General features: G+C 39.5%; 15 protein-coding genes and 1 tRNA gene. 5 read left to right on the forward strand and 11 right to left on the reverse strand.

Annotated features, from left to right (window positions below):
• Positions 1-11: 11 nt before the first annotated feature.
• Positions 12-1,562, reverse strand: a complete 1,551-nt coding sequence (locus ASU1_RS05675; RefSeq protein WP_014991831.1) for a cytochrome ubiquinol oxidase subunit I — start codon at positions 1,560-1,562, stop codon at positions 12-14.
• Positions 1,563-2,021: 459 nt separating this feature from the next.
• On the opposite strand from ASU1_RS05675, the gene ASU1_RS05680 reads away from it, so the two are divergent.
• Positions 2,022-2,354 carry a DUF5339 domain-containing protein gene (locus tag ASU1_RS05680; protein ID WP_005623724.1) on the forward strand — a complete coding sequence of 111 codons (333 nt, stop codon included), beginning with the start codon at positions 2,022-2,024 and terminating at the stop codon, positions 2,352-2,354.
• Between the two features lie 167 nt (positions 2,355-2,521).
• Here the strand turns inward: ASU1_RS05680 and groL are convergent, their stop codons facing one another.
• The 7 genes from groL to secM all read right to left on the reverse strand — a co-directional run bounded on the left by groL (position 2,522) and on the right by secM (position 10,825).
• Positions 2,522-4,165 carry a chaperonin GroEL gene (groL, locus tag ASU1_RS05685; RefSeq protein ID WP_014991832.1) on the reverse strand — a complete coding sequence of 548 codons (1,644 nt, stop codon included), beginning with the start codon at positions 4,163-4,165 and terminating at the stop codon, positions 2,522-2,524.
• A gap of 188 nt (positions 4,166-4,353) precedes the next feature.
• Positions 4,354-4,644: a co-chaperone GroES gene (locus ASU1_RS05690; protein WP_005597793.1), complete on the reverse strand. Its 291-nt coding sequence runs from the start codon at positions 4,642-4,644 to the stop codon at positions 4,354-4,356.
• Positions 4,645-4,826: 182 nt separating this feature from the next.
• On the reverse strand, positions 4,827-5,225 hold the full coding sequence (gene mutT, locus ASU1_RS05695) for an 8-oxo-dGTP diphosphatase MutT (RefSeq protein WP_014991833.1): 399 nt from the start codon (positions 5,223-5,225) through the stop codon (positions 4,827-4,829).
• The gene (locus ASU1_RS05700) at positions 5,222-6,409 is read right to left on the reverse strand and encodes a glycosyltransferase (RefSeq protein WP_014991834.1); all 1,188 of its coding nucleotides are present in this window, start codon (positions 6,407-6,409) and stop codon (positions 5,222-5,224) included. Before ASU1_RS05700 ends, mutT begins: the two co-directional genes overlap by 4 nt.
• On the reverse strand, positions 6,402-7,628 hold the full coding sequence (locus ASU1_RS05705; RefSeq protein ID WP_014991835.1) for a tetratricopeptide repeat protein: 1,227 nt from the start codon (positions 7,626-7,628) through the stop codon (positions 6,402-6,404). The genes ASU1_RS05700 and ASU1_RS05705 overlap by 8 nt, the downstream gene beginning before the upstream one ends.
• 50 nt (positions 7,629-7,678) lie before the next feature.
• Entirely contained in the window at positions 7,679-10,408 is a 2,730-nt protein-coding gene (gene secA / locus ASU1_RS05710) for a preprotein translocase subunit SecA (protein ID WP_014991836.1), read from the reverse strand.
• Positions 10,409-10,507: 99 nt separating this feature from the next.
• The gene (secM, locus tag ASU1_RS05715) at positions 10,508-10,825 is read right to left on the reverse strand and encodes a secA translation cis-regulator SecM (RefSeq protein ID WP_014991837.1); all 318 of its coding nucleotides are present in this window, start codon (positions 10,823-10,825) and stop codon (positions 10,508-10,510) included.
• A 111-nt stretch (positions 10,826-10,936) separates the two neighbouring features.
• Here secM and ASU1_RS05720 point away from each other — a divergent pair, with 111 nt between their 5' ends.
• Together ASU1_RS05720 and ASU1_RS05725 are read left to right on the forward strand one after the other, a co-directional pair.
• Positions 10,937-11,245, forward strand: a complete 309-nt coding sequence (locus ASU1_RS05720) for a DciA family protein (RefSeq protein ID WP_014991838.1) — start codon at positions 10,937-10,939, stop codon at positions 11,243-11,245.
• A 16-nt stretch (positions 11,246-11,261) separates the two neighbouring features.
• Positions 11,262-11,636, forward strand: coding sequence for a copper resistance protein NlpE (locus ASU1_RS05725; protein WP_014991839.1), 375 nt, complete (start codon positions 11,262-11,264; stop codon positions 11,634-11,636).
• A 200-nt stretch (positions 11,637-11,836) separates the two neighbouring features.
• Here the strand turns inward: ASU1_RS05725 and ASU1_RS05730 are convergent.
• Together ASU1_RS05730 and ASU1_RS05735 are read right to left on the reverse strand one after the other, a co-directional pair.
• A tRNA-Ser gene (locus tag ASU1_RS05730) sits at positions 11,837-11,926 on the reverse strand.
• Positions 11,927-12,056: 130 nt separating this feature from the next.
• Complete coding sequence (locus tag ASU1_RS05735; RefSeq protein ID WP_014991840.1) at positions 12,057-12,368, reverse strand: BolA family protein; 312 nt, start codon at positions 12,366-12,368, stop codon at positions 12,057-12,059.
• Between the two features lie 136 nt (positions 12,369-12,504).
• Here ASU1_RS05735 and ASU1_RS05740 point away from each other — a divergent pair, with 136 nt between their 5' ends.
• Positions 12,505-13,095, forward strand: a complete 591-nt coding sequence (locus ASU1_RS05740; protein ID WP_014991841.1) for a YajG family lipoprotein — start codon at positions 12,505-12,507, stop codon at positions 13,093-13,095.
• Between the two features lie 73 nt (positions 13,096-13,168).
• Here the strand turns inward: ASU1_RS05740 and ASU1_RS05745 are convergent, their stop codons facing one another.
• Positions 13,169-14,164, reverse strand: coding sequence for a LacI family DNA-binding transcriptional regulator (locus ASU1_RS05745; protein WP_081541511.1), 996 nt, complete (start codon positions 14,162-14,164; stop codon positions 13,169-13,171).
• A gap of 266 nt (positions 14,165-14,430) precedes the next feature.
• Here ASU1_RS05745 and ASU1_RS05750 point away from each other — a divergent pair, with 266 nt between their 5' ends.
• Entirely contained in the window at positions 14,431-15,717 is a 1,287-nt protein-coding gene (locus tag ASU1_RS05750; protein ID WP_014991843.1) for an MFS transporter, read from the forward strand.
• Positions 15,718-15,801: the final 84 nt, after the last annotated feature.

A 15,801-nucleotide genomic window follows, 5' to 3' on the forward strand; every position in this document is an offset into this window, starting at 1 on the left:
GTACACTCCTATTATTTTGTAGATTGTTCAAAATGATAACGACCCGTCTTTAATGCGCTTGGACCAAGTCTTCCATATTTAAACATTAAATACATCTCAACCACGAGGAAGATAGTATATAAGCCGCAAAGTAAACCGATTGAGATCCAAAGATCTGTCGTCGTTAATGCCGAATTAGATACGCCTGTCGGCAATACTTCATAAATTGCCCATGGTTGACGACCATATTCCGCCAAGAACCAACCAGACTCAATTGCAATCCACGGAAGAGGAATACCCCATAACATTGCTCTTAAGAATAAACGGTTTTTACCAACGGTACCACGTAAGTTTTGGAAGAATGCGAAGCCAATTAATAGGAGCATTAAACCACCAGAAACCATCATTGCACGGAATGCCCAGAATGTTGGGCCAACATTAGGAATGGTACTTGCTGCCGCTTTTTGGATTTGTTCTTCAGTCGCATCAACTACATTCGGCGTATATTGTTTGAGTAATAAGCCGAAGCCTAAGTCTTTTTGTACTGCTTTGAATGCTTCTTTTTCTTCTGCAGTATAGTTACCCGCACGTAATTTTTCGAGTAACGCATATGCTTGAATACCGGTACGAACACGTTGTTCATTGATTGCACGAATATCTTTTAAACCTTTAATTTCAGTATCAAAAGAACGTGTTGCAATAATACCTGCCATATATGGAATATGAATTGAGAATTCATTTTTCATTTCAGCGGTATTAGGAATTACGAATGCATTCCATGCTGCCGGAGCAGGTTGAGTTTCAAACTCACCTTCCATTGCGGCTAATTTAGTAGGTTGTGCTTTACCGATTTCGTAACCTGATTCATCGCCCATAATTAATACAGCAAGAATCGCCATTAAACCAAAGCTTGCACCTACTGAGAATGAACGTTTTGCAAAACCGAGATCCTGACCTTTTAAAATATAGTAAGCACTAATACCTAATACAAATACTGCACCACAAGTATAACCTGCTGTTACCGTATGTAAGAATTTAGATTGTGTTACTGGATTTAATACGAGATCAGAGAAACTCACAAGTTCCATTCGCATTGTTTCGAAGTTAAATTCAGAACCAACCGGATTCTGCATCCAACCATTCGCAACAAGGATCCATAACGCTGAGAAGTTAGAACCAAATGCAACTGCATAAGTCGCAAGTAAGTGTTTACCTTTTGATAAACGATCCCAACCGAAGAAGAATAAACCAATGAAAGTTGACTCTAAGAAGAACGCCATTAAGCCTTCAATTGCTAATGGAGCACCAAAGATATCGCCCACATAGTGAGAATAATATGACCAGTTCATACCAAACTGGAATTCCATTGTAATACCAGTTGTTACGCCAAGGGCAAAGTTAATACCGAATAACTTACCCCAGAATTTAGTCATATCTTTATAGACTTCTTTTCCTGTCGTTACATAAAGTGTTTCCATTACAACGAGAACGAAAGAAAGACCTAATGTTAACGGCACAAATAAGAAGTGATAGAGTGCAGTTAAAGCAAACTGCAAACGCGAGAGTTCAACAACGTCTAACATCTCAGACCTCTTATAAAGTATAATAAAATTTATTTATAGATTATTCTGAATATGAATAATCACCCCAACCAAATTTTGACCTAAAACAACCATATAACCATAAATAGGTATATGCTTTTTTAGAATCTACGTTCCATTTTACCTTGAATTTAATAAATTAAAAATAGTCGATTTGTTACATCGATCACATTTCTAATCAAAACTTTGAAACAATGTTAAAAATTAGATTGTTTTCACTTATATTTTTATAACTTTTCTTTAGCATCTCTACCTTTTATGGCGTATGTCTTTCTACGCTTTTATGATTAGTTTTGATATTGGTCAAATAAAATGATCGAAAAGATCCAAAAAAATTGCTATTTAATAATGACTTTTATTTCTTGTTTGTTATAATCGAAAAAATCCTAACTATGCGCTAAACGATAGTTTTTAACTATAACTGAAAAAGGTAAAACCATAATGTTAAAAAAAGTTCTCATTTCAACTTTTGCTAGCTTAGTACTGGCATTCACATCACAAGTCGCGATGGCAGGAGTGAAAACCTCTTCACTTTCTATGGCAAAACCTTCTGTAAACCAAAAATTGCCAACGCAATGTCAAAGAATGTTTAGCGTTGCAGATAAGCTTGTTTCGGATGCAGAAAAACAACCTGGTACACATACCCAAGTTGCTAAAATGAAAAGTAAGTTATCTTCTACAAGGCAACAAATTTTAAAAATGGAAACTGAGATGCAACAAAAAAGTTGTAATAAAGGTTTAACCGCTTTAAACACACTGAAACAGAAACATTAATCGTTTAGCCCTGAATTATTTAACCGAGCACTAATTACCAAAAAGGTGCTCGGTTTTTTTATTGCTTTTAATTTGTAAAAAATCAAAAAATTCGACCGCTTGTCAGATATAAAAAAACCTCTAGGACAACTTCCCAGAGGTCTTTATACTAGCTAATGGAGGATGAATTACATCATTCCGCCCATACCACCCATGCCGCCCATTGCCGCAGCCGGATCTAATTTTTCATCTTTCGGTAAATCTGTGATCATACATTCTGTAGTAATCATTAAACCTGCGATTGATGCTGCGAATTGTAATGCAGAACGAGTTACTTTAGTTGGATCTAAGATACCCATCTCAAGCATATCGCCATACTGTTCCGTACCGGCATTATAACCATAGTTACCGTTACCGTCTTTCACATTACGAGCCACAACTGACGCTTCTTCACCTGCGTTAGTCACGATTCGGCGAAGTGGCGCTTCCATCGCACGAAGCGCAAGTTTGATACCAACATTTTGTTCTTCGTTATCACCTGTTAAGGTTGCTGCTACTTTAGAAGCCGCACGCACTAACGCAACACCGCCTCCCGGTACGATACCTTCTTCAACTGCCGCACGAGTTGCGTGTAACGCATCATCCACACGGTCTTTTTTCTCTTTCATCGCTACTTCAGTTGCCGCACCTACTTTGATTACCGCAACACCGCCAGCTAATTTCGCTACACGCTCTTGAAGTTTTTCTTTATCATAATCTGATGTTGAATCTTCAATTTGTTGGCGAATTTGTGCTACACGTGCTTTGATTTGTGCTTCGTCACCGATACCGTCAATAATAGTCGTGTTATCTTTTGTAATTACTACACGTTTTGCTTGACCTAATTCTTCAAGTGTCGCTTTCTCAAGTTCCATACCAATTTCTTCTGAAATCACGGTACCTGCTGTTAAGATTGCAATATCTTGTAACATTGCTTTACGGCGATCGCCAAAGCCCGGTGCTTTTACCGCAGCCACTTTCACGATACCACGCATTGTATTTACAACTAATGTTGCTAACGCTTCGCCTTCGATATCTTCTGCAACAATTAATAACGGTTTACCTGCTTTTGCTACTGCTTCTAATACCGGTAAAATTTCACGAATGTTGCTGATTTTTTTATCAACTAAAATGATATATGGGTTTTCTAATTCAACCGTACCTGCTTCCGGTTTGTTGATGAAGTATGGAGAAAGGTAACCACGGTCAAATTGCATACCTTCTACCACATCTAATGCATCATCTAAACCTGTACCGTCTTCAACAGTGATAACACCTTCTTTACCCACTTTTTCCATTGCTTGCGCAATTAATTTACCCACGGTTTCATCAGAGTTTGCTGAAATCGTACCGACTTGCTCAATCTCTTTTGAAGTTTCGCACGGTTTAGAAATCGCTTTTAATTCTTCTACTACAGCAACGACCGCTTTATCGATACCACGTTTTAAATCCATCGGGTTCATACCTGCCGCTACTGCTTTTAAGCCTTCGTTTACGATTGCTTGCGCAAGAACAGTCGCGGTTGTCGTGCCGTCACCAGCCGCATCGTTCGCTTTTGACGCCACTTCTTTTACCATTTGTGCGCCCATATTTTCGAATTTATCTTCTAATTCGATCTCACGTGCTACTGACACACCGTCTTTAGTGATTGTCGGCGCACCGTATGCTTTATCTAACACAACATTACGGCCTTTAGGACCTAAAGTTACTTTTACCGCATCCGCTAAAATATTCACGCCTTTAAGCATTTTTACACGTGCGTCATTACCGAATTTAACGTCTTTTGCTGCCATTTTTTCTTCCTTTCTAGTGATTAATGTTTGCTTCTACAAGATCTACACCAACTTTGATTTGTAGCCCCATTCGGAACATTACGAAAACCAAATTTTTGCTCTAATTCTTGATGGGTTTTAGCTGTTACACTTTTACATTTTGGACACGTGTGAGGAAGATTTACTGTACCACTCATAATTTACTCCAACTATTCAACAATTGCTAAAATATCGTTTTCAGAAAGAATTAACACTTCTTCACCATCAATTTTTTCTGATTTCACACCATAACCTTCGTTGAAGATAACTACATCACCAACTTTTACCGCTAATGCTTGTACAGAACCATTTTCTAATAAACGACCTGTACCCACTGCAATTACTTTACCACGAGTAGATTTTGTTGCTGCAGAGCCAGTTAAAACGATACCGCCAGCAGAACGTGTTTCTACTTCTTCACGTTTTAAAATTACTTTATCGTGTAATGGACGAAGAGTCATTGTATGTTTCCTTCTATTAATCTATAAAAATTTCGCACGCAGAATTGCGTGCAACGATAATCAACATTGGGGCAGATTATCAGCTTTCAAGTTACTTTTGCAAAATTTTGTGCAAAAGCAACCGCTTTCGTCTGATTTTTAGGCGATAAAAAAGAGCATCTCAAATGAAATGCTCCAGATTATTAAGCTTCGGATTTTAAGCGTTGGATTAAACGGCTATTTGCTGGCGGAAATTCGCTCTCATCCAAGTCAGCTTGAGCGACCCAAAAACCTTCTTGCCCTTCACGCCCAAACGGTTCACCGACCCATTCTTCCACTAAATAGAAGAAAAACTCAATCACTTTAGTCGGATAATCGAAACGGAACGATTCATAAGGAAACGCACTTAACACGTGAATCCCGATTTCTTCTTCTAATTCACGTTTTAATGCCTCTTCCGGCGTTTCTCCCGTATCCACTTTACCACCGGGAAATTCCAACGCTTGTGCAAAATCTTGTCCTTCAAGTCTTTGGGTTAAATAAATCTGTCCAAATTCATTGCGGATAATGCCGGCTGCAACTTGGATTGTGGGCTTATTCATGTATTTTCCTTGAGAATTTGTTGTAATTTTTGTTGGATATTTTTTATCACAGATTGCCAATTAAGACTAGCCTCTTGGCGAAAAAGTTTCACACTGTCATACCACGGGCTATCTTTTCGTGCCAACAACCAACGAAAATCTGGGTGATAACTCAGCATAATCCACGTCGGTTTGCCCATGGCTGCAGCCAAATGGGCGACAGACGTATCAACACTGATCACAAGATCCATTTGGGCAATTAATGCGGCAGTATCTGAAAAATCACCAATATCTTGCTGCCAAATATGCAAATTTTCGAATAAATCAGACCGCTTGTAATCCGCTTCGTTTAGCTCTTTTTGCAAACAATGGAAATCAGCATCTAACGTAAATAACTGTGAAAACAACTCAAAGGGCAAACTGCGGGAAGCATTCCGATTATGTTTTGCCGAGCCCGCCCAAACCACACCGATTTTCAAGCGTTTTAGCGAACTACAAGCGGTTATTTTTGTGTGCCATTTTGCAAGAAACTCCGGTTGTGCTTGTAAATAACCGCTTGAATAAGGAATATTTTCAAGTGTACTGCCAAATACTAAAGGCGCACTTAACATCGGCAAATGGTATGCCAGCCCCGAAATTCGCCCACCATTTTGCATTGTCTCAATGCCGTATTGCGCTAAATTATAGTTAAGCAAATTTTCGATGCCACTATGATTCAGCACCACCACATTTAAGCCTTGACGTTTCATTTCCAAGGCATAACGCACAAACTGAATGTTATCGCCAAATCCTTGTTCTACGTGAAACAAGATTTTAGCATCGCCGATATTTTCCCCTCGCCATTGCGGAATATTAATTTCCAACGGTTCAAAAGCCGGTAAGCCCGTTTGCCAACGCCATTCGTAAGCCTGCCAGCCTTGCGGATAATCACCCAACAAGTTATGTAACATCGCTTTATTACACCACGCAATGGCGTAATTTGGCGCAAGTTCAACCGCTTTATTCGCATCTTCTAACGCTAATTGGTAAAGCCCCAAATTTTGCAATATCGTGCAACGATTGTGATATAGCACCGCTTTATCCGGTAATAAGCGGATAATTTCATCGTATTTTCTTAAAATCGCCAGCCATTCAAATGGAGTTACAGCGCTGTCCTGCTCTTCCACCAATAAAGCGAGATATTGTTCAAACGTCATTTCAGCCATATTGTTGTTCCAATTGTTGTTGTACTCTAGTGATCACCGGTTGCCAGTCAAAATCAAAGCCCTGACGAAATAGGCGTACACTCTGATACCACGGACTATCTTCTCTTGCCAATAACCAACGAAAATCGGGGTGATAACTGATTAAAACCCAAGTCGGTTTGCTCATCGCCGCCGCTAAATGTGCCACTGAAGTATCTACACTAATCACTAAATCAAGTTGAGCAATCAATGCTGCCGTATCGGAAAAATCGGTTAAATCATCTTGCCAAAAATGCAAATTTTTAAGCTTTTCCGACCGCTTGTAATCGGCTTCATTCACTACTTTTTGTAGGCAGTGAAATTCCGCATCAAATTCAAATAACGGTAAGAATTGTTCAAATTGCAAACTTCGTATCGCATTGCGGTGATGTTTAGGTGAGCCCGCCCATACCACACCAATTTTAAGTTTTTTAGCAGAATTGCAGGCACTTATTTTCTGTTGCCATTTTATAAAGTGATCGGTTTCGGGCAATAAATAACCTTCCGCATAAGGAATATTATCCAGTCTTGTGCCGAGATAATGCGGTAGGCTCATCATTGAAACATAATATTTCAGCCCGCTAATCGCCTCACCATTTTTTGATGTGGTAATCCCATACTGCGCTAAATTGGCATTCAGCAAATTTTCTAACGGCTGATGATTCACCACCACAATATTCAAGCCTCGCTTTTTCGCCTCTAAGGCATAACGCACAAATTGAATATTATCGCCAAAGCCCTGTTCTGCATAAACCAAAAGTTTGGCTTGACCGATATCCTCACCTTGCCAACGAGGAATCGGCCATCCGGTGTCCTGAAAGGTTTCCACATCAGTTTTCCAGCGCCATTCATAAGCTTGCCAGCCCTCTTCATAACGCCCTAAGGTGTTTAGAATAAATGCTTTATTACACCATGCCATGGCAAAATCCGGTGCAAGCTCAAGCGTTTTCTCCGCATCTTTGAGAGCTAAATCATAAAAACCTAAGTGCTTTAATACATCGGAACGATTGTGGTATGCGAGAACGGACTGAGAGAAATCTCCTAAAAAATCATCGTACAACTTTAGCACAGCAAGTAATTCCAAAGGGTTGCTCGCCTGTTGCTGTTGTTGATAAATATAAGAGAAACGTTCTTGTTCGGAACCTTGCTGAATAGAAATTAAGTCTGAATTCATAGAAAAGACAAAGAAAAAAGCGGTCATTTTTTCAGAAAATTTTGCAAAAATTTAGAAAAAACAACCGCTTATATTAATTACGCATATCTTGCTTTACTGCCGTGGCAATGTTTGTATTTTTTGCCGGAACCGCAAGGGCAAGGATCATTTCGGCCGATATTCAAATTCGCTAATTGCTCATCTGTCAGCGATTCTGCTACACCTGCTTGAGCATTTTGCATCTGCTCTTCGGTCGCCGCTTGGTAATGTGCGGCTTCTGCTTCCGCCATTGCGTCTTGCTGGCGTTGCGCTTCTTCAATTTCTTCTTGACTACGCACTTGAATACGGCTTAACACGCTAATCACATTAGATTTCAACAAATCGAGCATATTGGTAAACATTTCAAATGATTCTTTTTTATACTCTTGTTTCGGATCTTTTTGTGCATAGCCACGTAAGTGAATACCTTTGCGTAAGTAATCCATTGCCGAAAGATGTTCTTTCCAAAGCTCGTCTAAGTTCTGTAGCATCACGCCTTTTTCAAAGTTACGCATCACTTCCGAGCCGACTTTTTCTTCTTTCGCTTGGTACTCTTGTTTCGCAATATCAACAATACGCTCACGCAATGTTTCTTCGTGTAAGTCATTCTCTTGTTCTAACCAATGTTGGATAGGCAATTCCATACCGAATTGGCGTTTTAACGCATCTTCTAAGCCGGCAACATCCCACATTTCTTCAATAGATTGCGGTGGAATATATTGGCTAATCACATTATTGAACACGTCTTCACGAACAGTGTTGATCATCGCTGAAATATCATCGGTTTCAAGCAAGTAATTACGTTGTTCGTAAATCGCTTTACGTTGTTCGTTCGCCACATCATCGTACTGTAATAAGTTTTTACGACCGTCGAAGTTATGTGCTTCCACTTTTGCTTGTGCCGATGCGATCACTTTAGTCAGTAATTTTGACTCCATCGCCTCACCTTCTTCAGAGAAGGCTTTACGCATCATATTTAATTTACCTTCATTCAGGTAAATACGCATTAGTGCATCGTCTAAAGACAGATAGAAACGTGATGAACCCGGGTCACCCTGACGGCCAGAACGACCACGTAACTGGTTATCAATACGGCGAGATTCATGACGTTCAGTACCGATAATATGTAAACCGCCCGCTTTCATTACGATGTCATAGCGCTCTTTCCAAGCCGCTTTGATCGCTTCGATTTGCTCTTCAGTCGGATTTTCCAACTTCGCCACTTCCGCTTTCCAGTTACCGCCTAACACGATATCCGTACCACGACCCGCCATATTGGTTGCGATAGTTACCGCACCCGGTGCGCCCGCTTCCGCCACGATTTCCGCTTCTTGGGCATGGAATTTTGCATTTAATACATTATGAGCAATACCGGCTTTGGTTAATTCTGCCGATAAAAGTTCTGATTTTTCAACGGATGCCGTACCGACTAACACCGGTTGCTGGCGAGCCATACAGTCTTTAATATCATTGATAATTGCCGCAAATTTCTCCGGTTCGCTCTTAAACATTAAGTCGGTACGGTCATCACGAATAACCGGTTTATTGGTTGGAATCACTACTGTATCCAAACCGTAAATTTGTTGGAATTCAAACGCTTCTGTATCCGCTGTACCGGTCATACCGGCTAATTTTTCGTATAGACGGAAATAGTTTTGGTAAGTGATAGACGCAACAGTTTGGTTTTCACCTTGAATATTAACTTTCTCTTTCGCTTCGATCGCTTGGTGTAAACCGTCAGACCAACGACGGCCCGCCATTGTACGACCGGTGTGTTCATCAATAATCACTACTTCACCGTCTTTTACGATGTAATCTACATCTAATTCAAATAATTTATGTGCACGTAACGCCGCATAAACGTGGTGTAGTAAAGCGATACGAGCCGGATGATAAAGTGTTTCGCCTTCTTGCATTAAGCCCATTTCGGTCAAAATGCCTTCCACTTTCACCATACCACGCTCAGTTAAATGCGCCTGTTTATTTTTCAGATCTAAGGTGAAATCGCCTTCACCGGTATATTCTTCGGTGTCTTCTTTATCTTGCTGAATCAAATGCGGAATAATCGTATCAATCGCTTGATAGATTTGAGTCGCATCTTCTGCTGGGCCTGAAATAATTAACGGCGTACGCGCTTCATCAATTAAGATTGAGTCCACCTCATCCACTAACGCATAGTGTAATTCACGTTGGAAACGGTCTTCTTTTGCGTGCGCAAGGTTATCACGTAAATAATCAAAACCTAACTCACTATTGGTTGAGTAGGTAATATCTGCTTTATACGCTTCACGTTTTACTTCATTCGGAAGACCCGGCACATTCACTGCAACGGTTAAACCTAAAAATTCAAATAACGGGCGGTTTGTTTCCGCATCACGGCGTGCAAGATAATCGTTCACGGTTACAACGTGTACGCCTTTACCGGTCAACGCATTTAAGTAACAAGGTAATGTTGCGGTTAACGTTTTACCTTCACCGGTACGCATCTCTGCGATATTACGGTTAGTTAATACCATACCGCCGATTAATTGCACATCAAAATGACGCATTCCCATCACACGACGGCTTGCCTCACGCACAGTTGCAAACGCTTCGTGCAATAAGCTGTCAAGGCTTGCACCATCAGCTAAACGTTGTTTAAATTCTGCAGTTTTAGCTTGTAATTCCGCATCGGTTAATTTTTCAAATGCCGGTTCAAGTTTATTAATTTGCGCAACACGTTTTCTTAAACGTTTTAACGTACGATCGTTGCTTGAACCGAAAATTGAAGTGATAATTTTTGAAATCATTGTTTTGTCCTAATCTAGTTATCTTTATATGAAAAAGTGGCATAGCTTTACGGAAGCACTGTTTTATTCCGCCTACTTATGATGAATCGATTTTATAGATTAGACGATTGGACCGGCTCGAATAGGATGGTTATCATCGCCATCAAAGCGGTAAGATTTGGTAAAAAATTCGCAAAAAACGACCGCTTGTGTCGGAATTTCCACAAGTACTTGTTTAAGCTCTGCGATAAATAAAGACTGAGGTTCTTGTTCGTCAGAACAAACAACACAAGGAGAAAAATGCTGATTGATAACCGTTTCTTGTTCACTTTCACTTTTTACTATCGAATGAATTTCAGGTAACGCAAAAATCGCAACCAGTCCGAAAACCAATTGCGACCAAAAAGGCGTTTTGTGAAAATGCTTAAATAAACTCATCAACATTTGTTTTAAATACTAAAAATTATATTAATTATACGATAAATTCCAGTAGAATGGGCAGTTAATTGGGTCAAATAACGTAAAATCAAGGGGTAACAGTCCAGAAAGATGAAAAATTCAGCAATAAAAAATATCACTGAAATTTTGCAGAACTCAAGCCTTAGTCGGATTGTCCAACGAGCCAATCAATTAAATGATTTGCATCAAAAAGTACAAAAATTATTACCAGAACAGTACCGTGGGCTTTACCGTATTGTGAATTTAGTTGATAATCAACTTGTATTCGAAGTGCAAAATGCGACTGTACGACAAGGCTTACAGTTACAAAGTTCACATTTATTACAATTAATTCACTCTGATTTTCCGAATGTAACTGAGCTTCAGTTTAAAGTGAATCCGAGTTTTAAACACATTTAAATAGAAGGAAACTGGAATGAAAAAAATTGCGTTGGTTGCATTCAGTGCAGTACTAGGCGCTTGTTCGCTATTACCACAACAATCCGTTACTGGCACATTCCAAGGCGAGCTACCTTGCGCAGACTGTGAAAAAATTCAAGCTGAGCTTATTTTAGGTGCTAATAATAGCTACCAATACAATACTATTTACGTAAAAGCTGGTAAAGAATATCCGTTCAGGGACAAAGGTACCTATACTTGGGAACAAGGTAAACGCAGCATTATTCGTCTGGAAAAAGATTCCGGCTCATTAGCGTTTAAAGTCAGCGAGACACAAGTTGAAGTGTGTGATGCCAATGGCAATCCTGCTAAAACTGCAAATCACCCTTATACCTTACACAAAGTGAAATAATTTGTTGTAAATTAATTCTAAACGCCCGCTCACCAAGCGGGCTTTTATTTTGGATTAAATTTAAGGTGATAATATAAAAAAATCCCCACAACGTATGTTATGGGGATTGAACCTAAATAAGGAAAAAAGTAATTATTACTTACTTTAACTTAACCAAGGAAATATCTATGAAAACAGTAAGGAATCTTTCGCATTAGCAATGGCGGTGAGAGGGGGATTCGAACCCCCGATACACTTTCGCATATACACGCTTTCCAGGCGTGCTCCTTCAACCACTCGGACATCTCACCGATTCACTAAAATGCACAAAAAAGTACATTTGAAAGATATAGGGAACTATACCGATTTTTCACACTCTAATCAAGTATTTTCTTCATAAAATGAAATAATTGCCAATTCCGAATTATGCTTATTTTATACTTATTGCCCTACACCTAAACAATTTGGTGATTTAGGCACCATACCATTCGCTTCCGTCCATTCTTGCGGCGTAAAAAGGTGTAAAGCTAATGCATGTACGCCATTCTCCAATTCATACGCTAAGCAGCTATAAACCGCTCGATGACGAGCAACGACTCGTTGTGCAGCAAAGTTTTTCGATACTAATGTCACTTTAAAATGAGACTCTGCTCCACGACCGGAGCTGTGCATATAGCTTTCATTTTCAATTTGTAAGAATTGTGGTGAAAATTGTTCCGTTAATTTTTGCTGAATCGTTTGTTCAACCGACATTTTTATTCCTTATGAATTGCTAATTAGTATTTGATAATGGATAATTAAAAAACTTATTTGTAGGTAAATTGCCTAATAAATACCTTTATTTCATTATCCATTATCAAATAGCAATTATCAATTAAAAGGATTTCTTATGACATTATCTAAAAAAGCATTACTTCTCGTCACTACACTTGCAACAGCGGTACTTGCTGGCTGCCAATCTCAATCAAGCGTGTTAAATTTCACTACACCTAGTCCTACGGCAACATTTAACACTAACAACCAAACTGCTGCAGTGAGTGTGATGACACAAGATTTACGTACTTCTCGTGAAGTGGCAAGCTATACCAAAAACGGCCAAGTGACTCGTTTAACTTCAAGCCCGGAAGTTGGCTTAATGTTCCAACAAGCCATGCAACAAGACTTAAATGCGAAAGGCTTCCAATTGGTACAAGGTGCTGCGAATGCCAATGTTATCGTAAACGTTCGCAAATTCTTTGCTACCGTGGAACAAGGCAACTTATTATATAAAGTGAATGCAGAAGTGGGGGTTGAAGTTGCGGTACAAGGTGCGAAAGGTAGCTTTAGCAAAAACTTTAACGCAACACGAGGCTATGAAGGTGCTGCATTAACGACTGATAACGATGACATCAAAAAAGTGCTAGGCCAAGCGTATGATGATGTAATCAAAGCGATCTACAACGATAACGAAATTGCTAACGCAATTCACCAATTTAAATAATTGATTTTATTCAAATAACAAGCGGTCGGATTTCACTATTTTTTTGCAAAATCAGACCGCTTGTTTGTTTATATTAGCACGATTCTCTCACAATGAGCGGGCAATCAATCGGCTGAACTTTATTGGTTTTTCGCCCTTCGATTAAATGCAGTGCCGCTTGTTCTCCCATCTGGTAGTGAGGCAATTGCACTGTGGTGAGCGGTGGTAAAAACAGATGAGCCACTCCGACCATATTGTCATAGCCGACAACTGCAACATCTTGCGGAATACGTAATCCACGCGCGAGTAATAACTGATAGGCAAGCATCGCAATACGGTCATTTCCGCATACAATCACATCATAATCAAAATGCTCGGAATCAGAAGCTAAAATCTCTTTTAAGCGATCCGCACCTTCTAAATAATCATCGCTTTCATTCATAAAAAATTCGGTCGGTACATTTGCATTTTTTTGTGAAAACCAGACCGCTTGAAAGCCCTTCTGACGTTCTTTGGCGGCAATTGCATTATGTGGAATATATAAACAAAGCGGTTTCTTATAACCTTTCTCTAGCAATAAATGCGTCACATCCGCTTGTCCTTGAAAATCATTTGGAATATAGCTCGCAACTTGCAAATCATCCGTTACGCAATTTGCCAGCACAATCGGTAATGATGCTAAACGTTTTGGAATCTTAATTTTTTTTAGCCCGTGACGGGTAATGATAATGGCAGTCGGGCGATGAGAAAGCAATAACTCAACGGCTTTTTCAACATCTTGCTCATCATCTTCAAAGGTATTGATTACAAACGAATTCCAACCGTACTGACGTACGGTTTTTTCAATCGCAAGTAAAATTTCGACCGAAAACGGTGTTGTTGCGGTGCTAAACGATAAAACACCTATTGTATTTTCACTCACACCTCGAATTTTCTGCGCAGCAATATTCGGAACATAATTTAATTGTTCAATTGCATCTTGTACTGCTTTACGTGTTTTTTCAGAAAGTTGTTCGGGGTTATTAATCGCTCTGGAAACCGTCATTAACGATACCCCAGCCAACCTTGCCACATCTTTTAGGGAAGCCATAAAAATATTAATAATAAATAAACAAAAAAGAGAAATAGATAATTAAAATGCATTTATCAGTCACTATTCACTTTACCCCGTATCTTTTAGCGAATCAATTCTCCCCTGATAATTATTCAAAAATAACTGTGATCTTGCTCACAAAATTAAAATGTTAACGTTAAAATTTGTGATTTAACTCACAATTTTGCATATTCTCCTCTTGCAAAACCAAATGATAACGTTAACATTTTGCACATCAAATCCACAATAGAAGGTGTTTTATTATGCAAGCACAATCACAAAATAAAGCTTATTACTGGGGAAACCGTAATTATTTCGTATTCAGCGGTTACTTCTTTACCTATTTCTTTATTATGGCAACCTGTTATCCATTCTTAGGGATTTGGCTAGGTGACATAAACGGGTTAACCGGTGAAGAACGAGGTATCGTATTCGCTGCAATGTCATTCTTTGCTCTCTGTTTCCAACCGATTTTCGGCTATGTGACCGACAAACTCGGTGTTAAAAAACATATGCTTTGGGCAGTTGCGATTGCCCTTCTCTTCTATGCTCCATTCTTTATTTATATCTTCGCTCCGATGCTTAAAACCAATATTTGGATGGGCGCTATCGTTGGCGGTATTTATATGGGATTCGTATTCTCCGGTGGTGCCGGCGCATCCGAAGCTTATGTAGAACGTGTCAGTCGCCAAAGTAACTTTGAATACGGACGTGCGCGTATGTTCGGTATGATGGGCTGGGGGATATGTGCTTCGATTGCAGGTATTTTATATAGTAAAGATCCGGATTCCGTATTCTGGCTCGGCTCAGCCGGTGCGGTCGTATTACTCGTGTTAGTGGCACTTGCAAAACCGGAGCAAAATTCGACCGCTTCTGTAATGGCACAACTTGGGGCAAACACAAACCCGGTAAGCCTTAAACAAGCGTTCAAGCTCTTTAAACTTCCTCGCTTCTGGGCATTACTTGCCTATGTTGTCGGTGTTGCTTGTACCTATGATATTTTCGACCAACAATTCGGTAACTTCTTTAATACGTTCTTTGATTCCAAAGAAGAAGGGATTGAAATGTTCGGTTATGTCACCACCATGGGCGAATTCTTAAATGCGGCAATTATGTTCTTCGTACCACTTGTGATCAACCGTATGGGCGCAAAAAATGCCTTATTAGTTGCCGGTTTTATTATGACTATTCGTATTATCGGTTCTTCATACGCAACGGAAGCATGGCACGTTGTAGTACTCAAAACCTTACATATGTTTGAAGTGCCGTTCTATCTTGTTGGCTTATTCAAATATATCGGTAACGTGTTCGAAGTTCACTTCTCTGCAACAATCTATATGGTAGCCTGCCAATTCATCAAACAAGTCGGTAATATGCTTGCCTCTTCTGTTGTTGGCGGTTGGTATGACAAATTCGGTTATCAAGATACTTACTTTATTTTAGGCTGTGTGGCATTAGGCTTTACTCTTCTCTCCATTTTCACCTTAACCGGCAAAATGAATATACAAGAACGCTATCAATTACAAAAACGCAATACCAGAGGCGCTTAACAAGCGGTCAAAAAAGTAGAGTTTTTTGAACATTGGCTTTGCCAACGGCAATGAATAAATGCCTCTCAAATTTTGCAAATAAGG

The sequence above is a fragment of the Actinobacillus suis ATCC 33415 genome (genome assembly GCF_000739435.1).
In the GTDB taxonomy this organism is placed as follows: domain Bacteria; phylum Pseudomonadota; class Gammaproteobacteria; order Enterobacterales; family Pasteurellaceae; genus Actinobacillus; species Actinobacillus suis.

Bases quoted from the DNA above. Each gene is read 5' to 3' on its own strand.
- ASU1_RS05675 (WP_014991831.1), bottom strand. From the start codon at position 1,562: ATGTTAGACGTTGTTGAACTCTCGCGTTTGCAGTTTGCTTTAACTGCA.
- ASU1_RS05680 (WP_005623724.1), top strand. From the start codon at position 2,022: ATGTTAAAAAAAGTTCTCATTTCAACTTTTGCTAGCTTAGTACTGGCA.
- groL (WP_014991832.1), bottom strand. From the start codon at position 4,165: ATGGCAGCAAAAGACGTTAAATTCGGTAATGACGCACGTGTAAAAATG.
- ASU1_RS05690 (WP_005597793.1), bottom strand. From the start codon at position 4,644: ATGACTCTTCGTCCATTACACGATAAAGTAATTTTAAAACGTGAAGAA.
- mutT (WP_014991833.1), bottom strand. From the start codon at position 5,225: ATGAATAAGCCCACAATCCAAGTTGCAGCCGGCATTATCCGCAATGAA.
- ASU1_RS05700 (WP_014991834.1), bottom strand. From the start codon at position 6,409: ATGGCTGAAATGACGTTTGAACAATATCTCGCTTTATTGGTGGAAGAG.
- ASU1_RS05705 (WP_014991835.1), bottom strand. From the start codon at position 7,628: ATGACCGCTTTTTTCTTTGTCTTTTCTATGAATTCAGACTTAATTTCT.
- secA (WP_014991836.1), bottom strand. From the start codon at position 10,408: ATGATTTCAAAAATTATCACTTCAATTTTCGGTTCAAGCAACGATCGT.
- secM (WP_014991837.1), bottom strand. From the start codon at position 10,825: ATGAGTTTATTTAAGCATTTTCACAAAACGCCTTTTTGGTCGCAATTG.
- ASU1_RS05720 (WP_014991838.1), top strand. From the start codon at position 10,937: ATGAAAAATTCAGCAATAAAAAATATCACTGAAATTTTGCAGAACTCA.
- ASU1_RS05725 (WP_014991839.1), top strand. From the start codon at position 11,262: ATGAAAAAAATTGCGTTGGTTGCATTCAGTGCAGTACTAGGCGCTTGT.
- ASU1_RS05735 (WP_014991840.1), bottom strand. From the start codon at position 12,368: ATGTCGGTTGAACAAACGATTCAGCAAAAATTAACGGAACAATTTTCA.
- ASU1_RS05740 (WP_014991841.1), top strand. From the start codon at position 12,505: ATGACATTATCTAAAAAAGCATTACTTCTCGTCACTACACTTGCAACA.
- ASU1_RS05745 (WP_081541511.1), bottom strand. From the start codon at position 14,164: ATGGCTTCCCTAAAAGATGTGGCAAGGTTGGCTGGGGTATCGTTAATG.
- ASU1_RS05750 (WP_014991843.1), top strand. From the start codon at position 14,431: ATGCAAGCACAATCACAAAATAAAGCTTATTACTGGGGAAACCGTAAT.